The sequence below is a fragment of the Streptomyces sp. NPDC031497 genome (assembly GCF_055580905.1).
This window is the reverse complement of the sequence record NZ_JBVIKO010000041.1, coordinates 39,740-55,599: the sequence shown is the minus strand read 5'-3', so window position 1 is coordinate 55,599 and position 15,860 is coordinate 39,740. Positions and strand designations below refer to the sequence as shown.

General features: G+C 68.8%; 19 protein-coding genes and 4 pseudogenes. 14 read left to right on the top strand and 9 right to left on the bottom strand.

Going from position 1 to position 15,860, the window contains the following annotated elements; genetic code table 11:
* Positions 1–101: 101 nt before the first annotated feature.
* A pseudogene (locus ACZ5K7_RS45510) lies at positions 102–212 on the top strand (IS5-like element IS4811 family transposase); the annotation flags it as partial.
* Positions 213–333: 121 nt separating this feature from the next.
* Here ACZ5K7_RS45510 and ACZ5K7_RS45505 read toward each other — a convergent pair.
* Positions 334–828 carry a hypothetical protein gene (locus ACZ5K7_RS45505; protein WP_468923987.1) on the bottom strand — a complete coding sequence of 165 codons (495 nt, stop codon included), beginning with the start codon at positions 826–828 and terminating at the stop codon, positions 334–336.
* A gap of 21 nt (positions 829–849) precedes the next feature.
* A complete protein-coding gene (locus ACZ5K7_RS45500; protein ID WP_468923947.1) occupies positions 850–1,263 on the bottom strand; it encodes a hypothetical protein in 414 nt (137 codons plus the stop codon).
* Positions 1,264–1,397: 134 nt separating this feature from the next.
* On the opposite strand from ACZ5K7_RS45500, the pseudogene ACZ5K7_RS45495 reads away from it, so the two are divergent.
* The 3 genes and pseudogenes from ACZ5K7_RS45495 to ACZ5K7_RS45485 form a co-directional block, all read left to right on the top strand.
* Positions 1,398–1,676: pseudogene (locus ACZ5K7_RS45495) on the top strand (transposase); the annotation flags it as partial.
* A gap of 166 nt (positions 1,677–1,842) precedes the next feature.
* On the top strand, positions 1,843–2,109 hold the full coding sequence (locus ACZ5K7_RS45490; protein WP_468923944.1) for a hypothetical protein: 267 nt from the start codon (positions 1,843–1,845) through the stop codon (positions 2,107–2,109).
* 626 nt (positions 2,110–2,735) lie between these two features.
* The gene (locus ACZ5K7_RS45485; protein WP_468923941.1) at positions 2,736–3,431 is read left to right on the top strand and encodes a hypothetical protein; all 696 of its coding nucleotides are present in this window, start codon (positions 2,736–2,738) and stop codon (positions 3,429–3,431) included.
* Between the two features lie 16 nt (positions 3,432–3,447).
* On the opposite strand, the pseudogene ACZ5K7_RS45480 reads toward ACZ5K7_RS45485, so the two are convergent.
* From ACZ5K7_RS45480 to ACZ5K7_RS45455, 6 genes and pseudogenes are all read right to left on the bottom strand, one after another.
* Positions 3,448–4,047: pseudogene (locus tag ACZ5K7_RS45480) on the bottom strand (hypothetical protein); the annotation flags it as partial.
* 5 nt (positions 4,048–4,052) lie between these two features.
* Positions 4,053–4,319, bottom strand: a pseudogene (locus ACZ5K7_RS45475) (MerR family transcriptional regulator); the annotation flags it as partial.
* Positions 4,320–4,608: 289 nt separating this feature from the next.
* On the bottom strand, positions 4,609–5,085 hold the full coding sequence (locus ACZ5K7_RS45470) for a MarR family winged helix-turn-helix transcriptional regulator (protein ID WP_351710553.1): 477 nt from the start codon (positions 5,083–5,085) through the stop codon (positions 4,609–4,611).
* A gap of 92 nt (positions 5,086–5,177) precedes the next feature.
* A complete protein-coding gene (locus tag ACZ5K7_RS45465; RefSeq protein WP_468923938.1) occupies positions 5,178–5,975 on the bottom strand; it encodes an AIM24 family protein in 798 nt (265 codons plus the stop codon).
* On the bottom strand, positions 5,972–6,622 hold the full coding sequence (locus ACZ5K7_RS45460) for an AIM24 family protein (RefSeq protein ID WP_351710633.1): 651 nt from the start codon (positions 6,620–6,622) through the stop codon (positions 5,972–5,974). The genes ACZ5K7_RS45465 and ACZ5K7_RS45460 overlap by 4 nt, the downstream gene beginning before the upstream one ends.
* A 1-nt stretch (position 6,623) precedes the next feature.
* Positions 6,624–7,256, bottom strand: a complete 633-nt coding sequence (locus ACZ5K7_RS45455) for an AIM24 family protein (RefSeq protein ID WP_351710635.1) — start codon at positions 7,254–7,256, stop codon at positions 6,624–6,626.
* A 407-nt stretch (positions 7,257–7,663) separates the two neighbouring features.
* Here ACZ5K7_RS45455 and ACZ5K7_RS45450 point away from each other — a divergent pair, with 407 nt between their 5' ends.
* The 9 genes from ACZ5K7_RS45450 to ACZ5K7_RS45410 all read left to right on the top strand — a co-directional run bounded on the left by ACZ5K7_RS45450 (position 7,664) and on the right by ACZ5K7_RS45410 (position 13,963).
* Complete coding sequence (locus tag ACZ5K7_RS45450) at positions 7,664–8,008, top strand: DUF3817 domain-containing protein (protein ID WP_351710557.1); 345 nt, start codon at positions 7,664–7,666, stop codon at positions 8,006–8,008.
* Complete coding sequence (locus tag ACZ5K7_RS45445; RefSeq protein ID WP_351710559.1) at positions 8,005–8,298, top strand: MTH1187 family thiamine-binding protein; 294 nt, start codon at positions 8,005–8,007, stop codon at positions 8,296–8,298. Before ACZ5K7_RS45450 ends, ACZ5K7_RS45445 begins: the two co-directional genes overlap by 4 nt.
* A 159-nt stretch (positions 8,299–8,457) precedes the next feature.
* The gene (locus ACZ5K7_RS45440) at positions 8,458–9,201 is read left to right on the top strand and encodes a hypothetical protein (protein ID WP_351710561.1); all 744 of its coding nucleotides are present in this window, start codon (positions 8,458–8,460) and stop codon (positions 9,199–9,201) included.
* Complete coding sequence (locus tag ACZ5K7_RS45435) at positions 9,198–9,878, top strand: DUF4166 domain-containing protein (RefSeq protein ID WP_468923932.1); 681 nt, start codon at positions 9,198–9,200, stop codon at positions 9,876–9,878. Before ACZ5K7_RS45440 ends, ACZ5K7_RS45435 begins: the two co-directional genes overlap by 4 nt.
* Entirely contained in the window at positions 9,875–10,522 is a 648-nt protein-coding gene (locus ACZ5K7_RS45430; RefSeq protein WP_468923929.1) for a TetR/AcrR family transcriptional regulator, read from the top strand. The genes ACZ5K7_RS45435 and ACZ5K7_RS45430 overlap by 4 nt, the downstream gene beginning before the upstream one ends.
* Positions 10,523–10,787: 265 nt before the next feature.
* On the top strand, positions 10,788–11,297 hold the full coding sequence (locus ACZ5K7_RS45425) for a MarR family winged helix-turn-helix transcriptional regulator (protein WP_351710567.1): 510 nt from the start codon (positions 10,788–10,790) through the stop codon (positions 11,295–11,297).
* Positions 11,298–11,373: 76 nt separating this feature from the next.
* On the top strand, positions 11,374–11,712 hold the full coding sequence (locus ACZ5K7_RS45420; RefSeq protein WP_351710569.1) for a DUF3817 domain-containing protein: 339 nt from the start codon (positions 11,374–11,376) through the stop codon (positions 11,710–11,712).
* A 75-nt stretch (positions 11,713–11,787) separates the two neighbouring features.
* On the top strand, positions 11,788–13,488 hold the full coding sequence (locus ACZ5K7_RS45415; RefSeq protein WP_351710571.1) for an acyl-CoA mutase large subunit family protein: 1,701 nt from the start codon (positions 11,788–11,790) through the stop codon (positions 13,486–13,488).
* A 67-nt stretch (positions 13,489–13,555) separates the two neighbouring features.
* Positions 13,556–13,963 (top strand): DUF6086 family protein, encoded by a 408-nt coding sequence (locus tag ACZ5K7_RS45410; RefSeq protein WP_468923923.1) that lies wholly within the window; start codon positions 13,556–13,558, stop codon positions 13,961–13,963.
* A 34-nt stretch (positions 13,964–13,997) separates the two neighbouring features.
* Here ACZ5K7_RS45410 and ACZ5K7_RS45405 read toward each other — a convergent pair whose 3' ends face one another.
* Positions 13,998–14,630: a TetR/AcrR family transcriptional regulator gene (locus ACZ5K7_RS45405; RefSeq protein ID WP_468923920.1), complete on the bottom strand. Its 633-nt coding sequence runs from the start codon at positions 14,628–14,630 to the stop codon at positions 13,998–14,000.
* Between the two features lie 232 nt (positions 14,631–14,862).
* Here ACZ5K7_RS45405 and ACZ5K7_RS45400 point away from each other — a divergent pair, with 232 nt between their 5' ends.
* Positions 14,863–15,843, top strand: coding sequence for a tetratricopeptide repeat protein (locus ACZ5K7_RS45400; protein WP_468923917.1), 981 nt, complete (start codon positions 14,863–14,865; stop codon positions 15,841–15,843).
* Positions 15,844–15,860 lie beyond the last annotated feature (17 nt).

The following is a 15,860-nucleotide window of genomic DNA, read 5'->3' as shown; positions in this document are numbered from 1 at the left end:
GCTGGTCGCGACCGCGCGGCGGTAGCCGCACATCGATGCAGCCCCGCGCCCCTTACGGTGCCCGTCGTAGCTGCGGGCAGTCGTGCCTCCCTCAGTGCCTCGAGGGCCTGCCGCTGTTCGTAATGGTCACTCCGGCCGACACCACCGACCGCGACGCGGCCAAGGAAGTGCTGTTCCGGCTACGGCCGATGCACCCGGGTGCAGTGCTCGTGGCGGGGCGCCGCGGCGGCGGCGAGCAGGGCCTGCACTTCTTCTCGGTGCTACTTCTTCAGGCAATGCGTGGTAGGTCGGCGCATCGGAGACCTACCTGGGCCTCCATGCCAGCGGAGGAATTTACTCGGCCGAGTCAACGCAGACCGCATAAGCATCCACCACAGTGGCGAATCCCCCATAGTTGATGCCGTAGACCCGCCACGAGGTCGGAGGGTCACCCACTGGGGCTGATCCCGTTACGGTGATGCTTGCGTTAATGGATCCGAGATACCCGCCTCCCGTGGCGATCTTTCCCGAGGGACAAGGAACGTCTACAAAGAAGGCAGAGTTCGCGTTGGCGTTCGCTGAACCCATGACGCGCTCAGCCCCTGTGACACCGCCGTTGGCGGGAGGCGTGGGGATCGTCTGCGACGCACTCTGGCTGCAACTGACATTCTGTGTGCCGTTGACGGTGTTACCGACCCCCACTTGCCCGGACGGCAGGCAGGCCGCTCCGATCGCCGGGTTGTTGAGGGCCGAGAGCAGCTCGTCGTCTGCGGTGGCTCCGCCGGCGGAGAGGGCGACCGCAGCAGCGGCCGTCGTGCACACGGTGGCAAGTGCCCTGGCGAGTTTCATCCGAACCGTCCTTTTCGTCGTCTACTTGAGCAGGCTGCCGAGACCGGCGGCGTGGGCGGGCGCCGGCGAGAGCCCCGTAACGATGCCGGTGACCTGGCGCTTCACGTCCCGCACGGTCGGGGTCACGGAGCGGAGCGAGATGAGGTTGTCGAGGCTGAGGGGACCGGTCTGGGTGCTGGGCGCTGGGCGCGCTGCGGTGATGCCGTTCCCTGCAGGGGAGCTGGTGGTCGCGGACTGGCTGCAGTTGACGGTCTGGGTGCCGGTGAAGGAATTGCCCTGGCCGACCTGCCCCGAGGGGAAACACACAAGGGTGATCGACGGTGTGCCGAGGAGCGACAGGAGTGAATCGTCGTCTGCGCGGGCGCTCCCGGCGCTGAGTCCGACCGCGAGCGCCGCCATCGCACCGATTGCCTTGATCCTCTTCGTGAACTGCACAGGCACCCTTCCGCGTGTCCCTGACCTTGAATGACACCTAGAAGGATGCAGATCCCACCCACGCCACATGCACATACCGCCGCCGCCACCACCGCCTTTCCACCGCTTGCAGTAACAAGCCGGTCGTGGCCGCCCTGCCCTGCTTCCGATCGAGGAACGCTCAAGCGGAGGTGTCACACTTCCGGTCGGAGCTGTACGCGTGTCTGACCGCGCGGGGCGACGCCTTGTTCGAGTTGTGCGACGCGCTGCTGTGCGCGGACGGGCCGGTACAGACGCTGGTCGATCTCGAGCTCGCGCCCGAACACCGCCGTGGTCACGGAGCTCTGTACGGCGGACTCAACCAGGGACGGATTGACGTCGCCCGGCTACGCCGGGCCCTGACCGGGGTGCCCCTGCCGAGGGCGGCGGACGGCTAGCTCGTATTGGCCGTCGATGTCTCGCCGTGGCTGCGACCGGATGCCAACACGGACGCGTCCCCGCCACCGGCGAGGCATACAGCCGTCCCGCCCACCACAAGGTGGGCACCAAACCCCGCAGAGCAGGCTGACGAGCGACACAGAGGACCAGCACACTGGGCGCATGCGCTATGAGGAGAGAGCCAAGCTCACGGTCGTGAAAGTCCTGGTCCGGCTGGCCTTCCTTGTCGCCTCACCAGTGCTGCTGATAGCAGGAGCGCCGATCCGCCGCCGCTATCTCCACTACGTCTGCCGCGATGAGGCCTCGCAAATCCTGGACAAGGAGCGAGGTTGGGTCAGCGCCCACTACTTCGTGGTCACCGGCCCATTCCTGCAGTGGCTCTGCTGGCCCACAGAATCACTCGCCCGCCTCAGCGAGCGCCGAGGTTAAACGACGAGCTTAGCTTGAGTTTTAACCTTCGCCCGTGGGGTGGGCTGAGGTGGCAGATTTCTGCGGGGCGCTCGATCCCGCTGCTACTTGCGGACGGCCCAGTAGGCGAAAAGCACCGCGCCGACACCCAGGACGAAGAATTGGGTGACTCCTGGAATGCGCCACCGTAGAGCGAGAAGGCCGACGCCTGTCACTACCGCTCCCGCAGCCAGGATCCACACTGCACGCCATGCAACTCCCGGCGCCGTCGATACGTCCTGCGGGTTCCAGCCGTCCCTCCACCCGGTCCACGCGTAGGTCCAGATCAACCAAGCGATCACCGCCAGATCGCCAATGAGGAGAAGCACGGCGACCGCGGCTTGCCGAAGGGTAGAAGGCTCACTCATGCGCTCAGCGTCCTCCGCCAGATTGCATTCCACATGAGCGCTCCTACTCAGTGGGAACCACGAGTAGGAGCATTCCGGTGACCATTCCTTCTATGGTTTGTGAGCTCTGATTTGATCTGAGTACGCATACTCATGCGACCTCTCCCTCCCGCCGTCCACAGTGGTCATGGACACGGGAGGGGGCGAACAGCGGTGGGGCATCGACGTCGTACCAGAGCCATTCTGGGCATGGTGTGCAGCGTGGCGCTGCTGGCCGTATCCGCCTGTTCGCAGGACGGCGCCACCAGCCCGAAGACTGTCCGCAAACTCGCTGGAAGCGCCGAGGCGGTCAAGGCCCGAGAGCAGGTGGAGCAGGAGATCCGGAAGACCATCATCGACTGGGATGCCCACACCGCGCTCACGCTCGGGCTGGTCACCGTTGACGACTTATGCATGGGTGGTCGGGCGAAGGAGTTGTTCTTCCAAGACGGGGACGACCGGTACAAAATCCGCTGCATGATGTACGTCAACGCCTACTTCGGCGCCAGCCCACAGCATGTGTCAGACACGATCGACAGCATCCTCACCGCAGGCGACCCCGACGGCTCCCCGATTCCCTTCGGCCACGACTTCATCTACGCGACCAAGGTCGTTGACTACTACCGGGGCAAGACAGGTGACCCGCAGGGTCCAGGCACTGGTGAGCCGAACGAACTATTCAGCGCGGCTACGGTCACGCTCAACTGGGACCAGGTCCGCCAGAACGGAAAGCGTGAGCTGATCGAGGAACTACCTGCATGCTCCCCCAGCGATCCACCTGTCCATCGGTGCCTGCGTGAGCCAGCCTCCACCAGCGTCACGAACCTGCGACGCAAGTACGGCATGGTGTTCAAGCTCACCTTCCCCACCAGGGACTACTTCATCGTGTACAAAGACGACCGAACAGTCAGCCACTGATGCGGGAACGGATCGCCTAAAACTCGAGCGGGCAGCTCCTCACGGCATGCACGAAAGCCGTCCCGCCCCGACGTAACCCACACCGTTGAAGATCTCTAGCCGATTTGCCCACATCGTGGCGGATGGCGGGACGCCGGTTCTTCGAGCCGAGTGGGCGTCCTGGGCCTGGAGTTGATGGTTTCGGTGCACGGGCAGGACAGTGCAGGTACGGGCGGAGGTTCCGAAACCCGCAGCGGACTCGGGCCGGGGTGAGCCGGCCGGGCTCGGCGGGCTTCTCCCATGGCCGCCGCAGGTCGGATGCGGCCTCGCACAGAAGGCGGGCCTGGGTGTGCGCGGTGATGATCAGCCAGGTCCAGCGCTCGTCGGCTTGGGGGGTTCGCAGCTTCGGACGCGTCCACCCGAGGGTCTGTTTCATCAGCCTGAAGGCGTGTTCCAGGTCGAACCGTCTCAAGAACGCCTGCCAGCGCACGTCGACGTCCTCGCTGTTCAGGCCGGTGGCGGACGACCAGAGCCAGAGCGGGAGCGGGTCGCCTCCGCCGGGCAGGCGGTCGACCTGGAGGCGGATCAGCGTGCCCTCGATGATGGGAAGTTCGCCGGTATGGTCGATCCACGCGGAGTGACCAGCTCGGCCCGCCGCAGCCGCAGCATGGCGCGCAGTTCCTCAGTGCTGACCTCCTCGTCCAGGATCTGCCGGACCTGCTGGAGGGGGAGGCCGAGATCCTTGGGCGCGATGACGCGGTTGAGGCGGGTGAGCTGGGCGGCCGTGTAGGAGCGGTAGCCGGTGGCGGGGTCGACATAGGCCGGCCGCAGCAGGCCGGTTGCGTCGTAGTGGCGCAGCATCCGGACCGAAACGCGGCCGTGTCGGGCGAAGTCTCCGATGGTGAACATGGTGTCTCCGAGTTCAACGCCTGACACGGTGTCAGGGTCGACAAGCACCTCGTCGGCACGCAGCAACCACGCCGACGGTAGCCCAGGCACCGGTCATGTGATGTGCTCGTCAATCAGGAAGAGTCACCACATGAGACATCCTCTTAAGGGCCTGGGAGGGCCCCCAGGCGGCACGGGTGGGCGGAGCGGCACCCTGCAAGCGCCGGTAAGCGCCCCCCCCGGCCCGACACGCAGCAAGCGGCGGACGAGACCTGAACCCTCGTCCGCCGCTTTCAGTTGCCGTTCGTCGTCACGGGCGCCCCCGCTGCCCCCGCAGGTGTTCGGCGATCGGCTTGAGGCCCTTGTCGAGCTCTATGAGTGCCTCCGGCGACAGCAGGTCGATGAAGTGCCGTCGCACGGAGGCGACATGATGTGGCGCCACCTTCTTCATCGTCTCCATGCCGTGCTCGGTGAGGACGGCGAACAGCCCACGGCGGTCGGACTCGCAGTTCTCCCGGCGGACCAGGTTCGCGTTCTCCATACGGGTGATCTGGTGCGAGAGCCGGCTCTTGGACTGGAGCGTCGCGGCCGCGAGGTCGCTCATCCGCAGCCGGTAGTCCTCGGACTCGGACAGATTCACCAGGATCTCGTAGTCGTTCATTGTCAGGCCGAACGGTTGCAGATCCTTTTCGAGCTGGTACGTCAACAGCCTGTTGACCTCCAGGTGGGTGCGCCAGGCGCACTGCTCCGCATCGGTCAGCCAGCGCGTGGCCGTCTCGGTCTCCATGTATGAAGTCTACCTAAAATGTTGAAAGGCGAACTAGTGAGGGTGGTGTGACTGCGCGCACGCGTTCGATGTCACACTCCGCAGACTACCGCTCACAGCCCGAAGCGACGTTGCAGGTCCCCCAGCTGTCCGGGAAGGCGCGGTGTGCCGGATTGCTGTGAATGACCTGTGAAAGGCCCGCTTCCGCCGGGCACTCCGGGCTCGTGTGGAACCGCTCCTGTCGCCTGCTCCGCCATCAGGGTCTCGGTCGACTGGAGCAGCACCGTGCCGGCCCCCACGAACTCGAACTGGTGCTCCTCCCCGGAGGCCCCGCCGAGGCCCGTCATCGCACGTAGACCGCCCATGACCCCGGTCATGTAACCGTGGTCGTAGTGGTGGCACGGGGAGGGGCAGTCGGCCCACCCCACGAGCGCCTGCGGGTCCACCCGGATCGGGGGTTCCATGAACACCACCGGACCGTTGGACGCGGCCACAAACTTTCCGGTTCCGATAAGGGTCAGAAAACCCGGCACGATCGACTGCTTGAGCGCGAGACTTGGCTGAAAAGCGAGCAGGTTGCCAGAGCGAATGGTCAGGTTGCCCTCTTCCAGATCGTAAGAATTGACGTCGAAGGCCCGGTCGGCGAGGAGCATCTTGCCCGAGCCCTCCGCCACCACCCAGTCGCTCGCGTGCAGAGGCGAATGGAACGAAGTGCGGACCAGACGGTCCAGGCGGCCGTGTCCGACGCCGTTGAAGTCGATCGAGCCGTAGTAGGCGATCATCTTCCCCTTCTGCAGGAACCACTGGCCGCTCTTGAGCTCCACGCAGAAGGTGTACTTGTTGACGTTGTCGTCGACGGAGAGGGTCATGGGGTCGTGGACGACCGGCCCGGCGGCACCGTACGCGCTCACAGCTTCTCCTCCGACGCCTGGACGTACACCACACCGTTTCCGCTGAGCTCCAGCTGGAACGCCTCGCCGGAGCCGCGGCCCACCATGTCCCGCCAGCCGAGCGCGGTCGACAGCTTGTTGCGGACGTCGCCGTGGTGGGCGACGTAGGCCTGCGGGTCGACATGGACCGGGCGCTGCGGGGTGATCGGGATCTCGAACACGCCGCCGTGAGCCATCACGGCGACCGCGCCTTGGCCCTTGAGGGTGGTGGTGAACAGGCCCTGGCCGGTGACCTGGCCGCGCACCATGCCCATCACGCCGCCCTGGGAGCCCATGAACATCGTGCCCTGCTGGAGCGTGCCCTCGAAGGCGAGCAGCCGGTCCGCCTCGACGTAGAGGGTGTCGCCGGTAAGGGTGATGACCTGGACGTGATGGCCGCCGTGCCCGAAGAACACCGTGCCGCTGCCCTCGACGGTCATCAGCGGGGTGGCCTCGCCCGCGACCCGGCGGCCGAGCATCGACATCAGCCCGCCCTGGCCGCCCTGGATGTTGGGTGTGAAGGACACCTCGCCCTTGTAGGCGAGCATCGCCCCGCGCTGGCTGTAGAGCCGCTGTCCGGGCATGACGGTCGCCTCGACCATCTTGGAGTTCACCTCGCGCAGGGCCATCTCACACATCCCCCGCGATCGTGTTCCGCTCGCTCGGCTGCACGTACACCAAGCCGTCCCCCTCGAACCGGATCTGGAAGGCCTCGCCGCCGCCCTCCCCGAGGAGCGTGCGGAATGTCACACCCGACTGGAAGGACTGGCGGAGGTTGCCCTGGTGGGCGATGTAGGCGCCCGGGTCCACGGTCAGCGGGTACTGCGCGCTCACCCGCAGCACCACCGCCGGTCCGTCCGACATGATCGCCGCCTGGCCGTGGCCCTCGACCGTGGTCGTGAACAGGCCGTTGCCCTGGGAGGCGCCGCGCAGGCCCGTGAAGGTCGTGCCGGTGCGCAGGCCGGCGTCGGTCGCGAGCAGGTTGCTCGACTCGACGTACAGCTTGTCGCCCTGGAGGCCGACCAGGTTGATCTCGGACGCCCGGTCCGCGAACCAGCAGGTCCCGTGCCCCTTCACCTCCATCACCGTCATCTGCTCGCCGGTGAGCCGCCGGGTCACCATCCCCCGTATCCCCTCACCGCCGCCGCTCAGTTTCTTGAACGCCATCTGCCCGTCGTACGCGACCATCGAGCCGTTCTTCGCCTTCACGGCGTCCCCGGTCATCTCGACGGCGAGCACCTTGCTGCCTTGAAGTCGAAACATCGCCACGCTGCGAAGGTAGCCGCAGGTCGACGCCACCAACAGGTCCCAGGGGTGGACGTCATCCCGGATCCGACCCTTAGGGGGCCACGCCAACCGTCACAGCAACGGCCACGGCCACGGCTCCGGCCTCGGCAACGGTCGCGGCTTCGGCAACGGTCACGGCTTCGGCTCCGGCCTCGGCAACGGTCACGGCTCCGGCTCCGGGAAGCGAGGCCCGGCCGCCGGGAAGCAGGGCCGGCCCTCCAGGAGGCGGGTCGCCCCCGTCCTCCTCGGCCGGCACGCTGGGCTCCGTCAACGGGCCCCGCCTCCACCCCCGCGCGGGGACCGCGAGGCTTCTTTGCCACAATGGGTGAACGTTTGTGCTTGCGTTCACAAAGAGTGGACGTCTCTCCCACCGAAGGTGACTCGTGGACATCAAGACCGCCACCGCCATCCGCCGCCTCCGCCTGGTCTCCGCCCCGGAGGCCGTCTCCTTCCTGATCCTCCTCCTCTGCTCGGTGCTGAAGCGGACCACGGACTTCAACGCGGTGCCCGTCATGGGCGCGATCCACGGTGTCCTGTTCATCCTGTACGTGATCTTCTGGGCCGACGCCTGGAGCCGCGCCAAGTGGCCGCTGGGGACCGCCGCCTTGTACTTCGTCCTCTCCGTCCTGCCGACCGGCGGCTTCTTCGCCGAGCGCAAGCTGCGCCGTGAGGCCGAGGACGCGGTCATCGCGGCCCGCGCCCGCCAGGAAGGGGCCGTGAAGGCATGATCGTCGCTTTCTCCGTGACGCCGCTGGGCGTCGGCGAGGACGTCGGGGAGTACGTCGCCGACGCCGTCCGGGTGGTCCGCGAGTCCGGGCTGCCCAACCGCACCGATGCCATGTTCACCTCGATCGAGGGCGAGTGGGACGAGGTCATGGACGTCGTCAAGCGCGCCGTCGCCGCCGTCGAGGCGCGTGCCCCGCGCGTCTCCCTGGTTCTCAAGGCGGACATCCGCCCCAGCGTGACCGACGGCCTCACCAGCAAGGTGGAGACGGTCGAGAGGCACCTCGCCCGGTAACCGACAGCGCGCAGGACAACCCCGGCCCTTCTCTGGGCCGGGGTTTTCTTCTCCCTTTCGATTGAGCGATCGCTCAAAAGCGAGTACCGTCACCTTCCAAGGGTTTGAGCGTTCGCTCAAAAGTCACTCAAAAGACCAGGTGACAGGGGTACGACACCAATGGGGCTCTATATAGAGGCGCACATCCGCGCCGACCTCGACGAACTGTGGGCACGGACCCAGGACCCGGCCCGGCACCAGCGCTGGGACCTCAGGTTCACCGAGATCGACTACCTCCCGCGCGTGCCGGGCGAGCCGCAGCGCTTCCGTTACGCCACCCGGGTGCTGCCGTTCCTCACGGTCGCCGGCACCGGGATCTCGGCGGGGGAGAAGGAGCGCCCCGACGGCACCCGTACCTCCGCCCTGCGCTTCGCCTCCCCGCACCCGCTCTCGCTGCTCGCCGAGGGCAGCGGCTACTGGCGCTACGTCCCGGTCTCCGACGGCGTCCGCTTCCTCACCGGCTACGACTACCGGCCCCGCTGGGGCGGCCTCGGCGCGCTCGCCGACCGGCTCGTCCTGCGCCCGCTGATGGGGTGGGCGACCGCCTGGTCCTTCGACCGGCTGCGGCTGTGGCTGGAGCGCGGGATCACCCCGGAGCGGGCGCGGTGGAACTGGCTGGCCGAGATGACGGCCCGCGCGCTGACGGTCGTCGGCTGCACCGCGGGCCTGAGCCAGGGGCCGGTCCTCGACGCCCTCTCGCCCGCCGTCGCCTTCCTGGTCCCGCTCCTCCTCGTGGTCGCCCTCTCGCTGGCCCTCTTCGCGCCCCCGCTCGCCACCACCCCGGCCGCCCGCCGCTGCCTGCGCACCCCACCGGCCCGGGTGACCGCGCCCCGGATCCTGCACACCCTGGGGAGGCAGTCGTGACCTCCATGTTCCGTACCGTGCTGGGGGCCGGCTTCGACCGGCTGCACCCGCAGCTCCAGCGGCGCTTCTCGGTCGGCCTGGCGAGCGGTGAGGCCTGCACCGGCCGGGGTGTGATGGAACGGATCTGGCACGGGCCGGCGTTCGTGAGGCCGTTCCTCGCGCTGGGCGCCACCCGGAACATCCTGGTCCCGAAGGCGGGCCGGAACGTTCCGTTCGTGATCGAGAACGTGCCGTACGTCGACACCTACGGCCGTGAGACGGTGACCTTCGTGCGCACCTTCGACCTGCCCGGCCGGGCCCGCCGCTTCGACGCCCAGATGGTGCTCAGCCCCAAGGGCGACCGCATCCTCGACTACCTCGGCACCCACCAGCACCTCGCCAGTGAGCTGCACCTCCGTGCCGAGCCCGACGGCTCCCTGCTCATCCGCTCCGGCGAACACCGGTTCAGGGAGGGCCCGGTGGACGTCCGCGTCCCCGAACTCGCGGGGGCCACCGCCGAGGTGCGCGAGTCCTACGACGACCGGACCGGCCGCTTCCATATCCAGGTGCGGGTCGTGAACCGGTACTTCGGTCCGCTCTTCGGCTACCAGGGCTCCTTCGAGGCGTCGTACACCGACGTCCGCCGCTGTGGGGTACGGCCGGGGCTGCGGCCGGTCCGTGAGGAGTCGCGCGCGTGAGCCCGGAGACCGCGAAGTCCCTGGAGACGAAGCACAAGCTGCTGGAGGGCGCGCTGCGGACGCTCACCGAGCAGGGGATCGCCAAGACGTCGGCCCGTACCGTGGCGGCGGCGGCCGGGGTCAACCAGGCGCTGGTCTTCTACCACTTCGGCTCCGTGGACGAGCTCCTCGCGGCCGCCTGCCGGTACGGCGCGGGGCAGGCCGTCGACCGGTTCCGTCCCCGCCTGGCCGCGGTCGGCTCACTCTCCGAACTCCTCGCCGTGGGGCGGCAGATCCACGAGGAGGAGCGCGCGGGCGGCCATGTCGCCCTCCTCGGACAGCTGCTGGCCGGCGCCCAGGCCCAGGAGGCGCTCCGTCCCGCCACCGCGGCCGGCCTCGAACTGTGGATCGCCGAGATCGAGAAGGTGCTGGTACGGGTCCTCGTGGCGACGCCGTTCGGCGAGTTCGCCGACCCGGCCGGGCTCGCCCGCGCGGTCGCCGCGTCCTTCGTGGGCATCGAGCTCTACGAGGGCGTCGACGCGTCCGGCGCCCACGCGGCCCTGGACGCCCTGGAACAGCTCGGCGCGCTGGTGGCCGCGCTGGAGTCGCTGGGACCGGTCGCCCAACGAGCGGTCCGCCACCACCTGCGCCGCCACACCCGCTAGGCACCGACGGCCGGCCGGCCGGCCCGCCGAGCGCCGGACTGCGGTACGGCCTCCCGGGCGATGGGCGCGGCAGCCGCCCGCTGCACGCCGGGGCCCTGACGGGTCTCCTCGGCCGGATGCGTGACAGCGCGCGGGTCGGCCGTGCCCGGTGGGCAGCCCCCCCCGCATCGGTGTGGTGCCGGCCGTGGCAGCGGTCCCGTGGCGTAGGTGACCGAAAGCCGAGACGCGGCTGACCGGTATATGACCGGCCGGTAGGGTCGGTGGCGTGCCGAAGCCTCTCAGTCTCCCCTTCGACCCCATCGCCCGTGCCGACGACCTCTGGAAGCAGCGCTGGGGAAACGTCCCGTCGATGGCCGCGATCACGTCGATCATGCGGGCCCAGCAGATCCTGCTGGCCGAGGTCGACGCGGTGGTCAAGCCGTACGGGCTGACGTTCGCGCGCTACGAGGCGCTGGTGCTGCTCACCTTCTCCAAGGCCGGTGAGCTGCCGATGTCGAAGATCGGCGAGCGTCTGATGGTGCACCCGACGTCCGTGACGAACACCGTCGACCGGCTGGTGAGGTCCGGTCTGGTGGACAAGCGGCCCAACCCCAACGACGGGCGCGGCACGCTCGCCACGATCACCGAGAAGGGCCGCGAGGTCGTCGAGGCGGCCACCCGGGACCTGATGGCGATGGACTTCGGGCTCGGGGCGTACGACTCCGAGGAGTGCGCGGAGATCTTCGCGATGCTGCGTCCGCTGCGGGTCTCGGCGCACGACTTCGACGAGGACTGACCGAGCACCGACCGAGCACCGACCGAGCACCGACCCGGGACAAGATCTCCCGGAACGGGTGGTTACGCTCGTCCCCATGAAAAAGAGCGTGCTGACCCGCTACCGCGTCCTGGCCTATGTCACCGGTGTGCTGCTGGTGCTGCTGTGCCTGAGCATGATCGCCAAGTACGGGCTGGACATCGACGGTGCGGCCGACTTCACGCGGGTCGTCGCCATCGCGCACGGCTGGCTCTACGTCGTCTACCTGGTCTTCGCCTTCGACCTGGGCTCCAAGGCGAAGTGGCCGGTCGGCAAGCAGCTGTGGGTGCTGCTCGCCGGCACCATCCCGACCGCCGCGTTCTTCGTGGAGCGCAAGGTCACCCGCGAACTCGACGACAAGATCACCGATGGCACCCCGGTGGCGGCGAAGGTCTGATCCCACCGCCGTACGGACACCCGTACGGCGGTTCGCCATCGACATTTACTAGGACGTCCTAGTAAATTCGAGGGTATGGACGCTGACGCCATCACGGAGGGCCGCCTACGCTGGCAGGCCCGCTACGACGCGGCCCGCAAGCGGGACGCCGACTTCACCACGCTCTCCGGGGACCCCGTGGAGCCGGTGTACGGGCCCCGCCCAGGGGACACCTACGAGGGATTCGAGCGGATCGGCTGGCCGGGCGAGTACCCCTTCACGCGCGGGCTGTACCCGACCGGCTACCGGGGGCGGACCTGGACCATCCGCCAGTTCGCCGGGTTCGGCAACGCCGAGCAGACCAACGAGCGGTACAAGATGATCCTCGCCAACGGCGGCGGGGGTCTGTCCGTGGCCTTCGACATGCCGACCCTCATGGGCCGCGACTCCGACGACCGGCGCTCGCTCGGCGAGGTCGGGCACTGCGGGGTGGCCATCGACTCCGCCGCCGACATGGAGGTCCTGTTCAAGGACATCCCGCTGGGCGACGTCACGACGTCGATGACGATCAGCGGTCCGGCGGTCCCGGTCTTCTGCATGTACCTCGTCGCCGCCGAGCGGCAGGGCGTCGATCCGGCGGTGCTCAACGGCACGCTCCAGACCGACATCTTCAAGGAGTACATCGCCCAGAAGGAGTGGCTCTTCCAGCCCGAACCCCATCTGCGGCTCATCGGCGACCTGATGGAGTACTGCGCGGCCGGCATCCCCGCGTACAAGCCGCTGTCCGTCTCCGGCTACCACATCCGCGAGGCAGGGGCGACGGCCGCCCAGGAGCTGGCGTACACCCTCGCGGACGGCTTCGGATACGTGGAGCTGGGGCTCAGCCGGGGCCTCGACGTCGACGTCTTCGCCCCCGGACTCTCCTTCTTCTTCGACGCGCACGTCGATTTCTTCGAGGAGATCGCCAAGTTCCGCGCGGCCCGCCGGATCTGGGCGCGGTGGATGCGGGACGTGTACGGGTCCCGGTCGGAGAAGTCGCAGTGGCTGCGCTTCCACACCCAGACCGCGGGCGTCTCGCTGACCGCCCAGCAGCCGTACAACAACGTGGTGCGGACGGCCGTGGAGGCGCTCGCCGCCGTGCTCGGCGGGACCAACTCGCTGCACACCAACGCGCTCGACGAGACCCTCGCGCTGCCCAGCGAGCAGGCCGCCGAGATCGCGCTGCGTACCCAGCAGGTGCTCATGGAGGAGACCGGGGTCGCCAACGTGGCGGATCCGCTGGGCGGTTCCTGGTACATCGAGCAGCTGACCGACCGGATCGAGGCCGACGCCGAGAAGATCTTCGACCAGATCAAGGAGCGCGGGCTGCGCGCCCATCCGGACGGACGGCACCCGATCGGGCCGGTCACCTCCGGGATCCTGCGGGGCATCGAGGACGGCTGGTTCACCGGGGAGATCGCCGAGTCCGCCTTCCAGTACCAGCGGTCGCTGGAGAAGGGCGACAAGCGGGTCGTCGGCGTCAACGTGCACACCGGCTCCGTCACCGGGGACCTGGAGATCCTGCGGGTCTCGCACGAGGTGGAGCGGGAGCAGGTGCGGGTGCTGGACGAGCGCAGGACCGCACGCGACGAGGGCGCGGTGCGTACCGCCCTGGACGCGATGCTCGGCGCCGCCCGCTCCGGGGCCAACATGATCGAGCCGATGCTCGACGCCGTACGCGCCGAGGCGACCCTGGGCGAGATCTGCGGGGTGCTGCGGGACGAGTGGGGGGTGTACACGGAGCCGGCGGGGTTCTGACCGGTCGCGGGTCACGGGGTCGCGGAGCGGGCGCCGACACCCGCGTACGGCGCGTACGGTGACCGTGATGAGCTACATATTCACGGTCACCGAGACCGACGAGGACGTCTGGGAACCGGCGCTCGCCGTCGGTCAGCTCTTCATGGGCGGTGTCGACGCGCTGAGCTCGCGGATCCTCAAGGTGCCCAGCGGACTTCACGACGTCTCCGGCGACTGGGTCCAGATGGACACCCGGCTCTACGGCGAGTTCGTCACCGCCGCTCTGCGCAGGCGGGGCGGGACGGGGCACTCGGAGATGATCAAGCTGATGGACGGCCTGCTGCCCGTGATGGTCATGCTGGCGGACAAGGCCGGCGCCACGGTCACCGCGAGCACGCCGACGGAGCGCGTCTACCTGGAATGGGCCCGTGACCAGGACCGTGTCCTCCAAGGGCATGTCGTGGAAATGGGTGACGGCACCGTCGTCGTCCGCTGACAGCGCTCGACGCCGACTTCGCGGTGGGGCGTGGTCACGTCCTGGCGTCGTCCGCCGCGCCCGCCAGGCCCAGCAGCAGGATCCGGGTCAGGCCGTGCACCCACTCCTCGTCCGCCGGCTTGCCGCTCACCAGGGCGCGGTGCACCACCGAACCCGCCACCAGGTCGAAGATCAGCTCCGCGGTGCGGTCCGCCTCGCACGGGTCGGGCTGCGCGGGGAGTTCCCCGCGCCGCTGGGCACGCTCCCGGCCCTCCAGGACCAGCCGCTTCTGACGGTCCACGATGGACGCGCGGATACGTTCCCGCAGCGCCTCGTCCCGGGTCGACTCGGCCACCGCCGCCATCAGCCCGCTCTTCGCCTCCGGGCGGTCCAGGATCGCCGCGAACTGGAGCACCACGCCCTCGATGTCGTCGGCGAGGCTGCCCCGGTCGGGGAGTTCGAGTTCGTCGAACAGTTCCGCGACCGCGTCCACGACCAACTCGTTCTTGCCGGCCCAGCGGCGATAGAGGGTCGTTTTCGCAACCCCGGCCCGCGTCGCCACGTCTCCCAGGGTGAGCTTGGACCAGCCCAGTTCCACCAGCGCCTGCCGCGTGGCTGCCAGGATCGCGGCGTCCGCTTCGGCGCTGCGCGGGCGCCCGGTACGGCTGGAGGGGGTGCGGCTCTGCATCCCACGACCATAACCGGCGGTTCATGTGACGTCGTGAGGGAGATCACCGGAGGGGGGTGTCGCGCGGGGTCCCTGAGGCATTACGCTACGGGTCGTAGCGAAAGCTCGTGTGTGACCGCACGGGCGACGACCACGGCGTGGGGTGGGGACCCGGCGCCTTCGACCGGACGCTTGTTCGGCCAGCTTTCACGACGTTTTTCACACACGCGCGGGAACGGGGGAGGATAGACGCATGCAGCCACGGAACATGTCCATGAGCGGCGTCGTCGACCTCGCCGCGGTCAAGGCGGCCCAGGAGGCCAAGACCAAGGCCGAGCAGGCGCGCGCCGAAACGGCCCGGCAGGGTGGTGCCGGCGCCGTCGCTCCGGCCGATCTGGTCATCGACGTCGACGAAGCCGGCTTCGAGCGCGATGTCCTCCAGCGATCCGCCGAAGTCCCCGTCGTCATCGACTTCTGGGCCGAGTGGTGTCAGCCCTGCAAGCAGCTGAGCCCGGTCCTGGAGCGACTCGCCGTCGAGTACAACGGCCGCATCCTGCTGGCCAAGATCGACGTCGACGCCAACCAGATGCTGATGCAGCAGTTCGGGATCCAGGGGATCCCGGCGGTGTTCGCGGTGGTCGCCGGTCAGGCGCTGCCGCTCTTCCAGGGCGCCGCCGGTGAGGACCAGATCCGGGGCACCCTCGACCAGTTGATCCAGGTCGCCGAGGAGCGCTTCGGGCTGACCGGCCTGACCGTCGACCCCGACGCGCAGCCGGGCGCCGCCCCGGCGGCCGGGCCCGCGGCGATGCCGGCCGGTCCCCACGACGCGCTCCTCGAGGCCGCCGTCCAGGCGCTGGACGCGGGTGACCTGGGCGGTGCGATCCAGGCGTACCAGAACGTGCTGAGCGACGACCCGGGCAACAGCGAGGCCAAACTGGGACTGGCGCAGGCCGAGTTGCTCAAGCGCGTGCAGGGGATGGACCCGCAGCGGGTGCGCGAGGAGGCGGCCGGGAAGCCGGCCGACGCCGAGGCGCAGATCGCGGCCGCCGACCTGGATCTGGTGGGCGGCCATGTCGAGGACGCCTTCGGACGGTTGATCCAGACCGTGCAGCGGACGGCCGGGGACGACCGGGACGCCGTACGGCGGCGGCTCCTTGAGCTCTTCGAGGTCGTCGGCACCGACGACCCCCGGGTCGTGGGGGCGCGCCGGGCGCTGGCGCGGGCGCTGTTCTGAGTCGTGGTCTGAACACA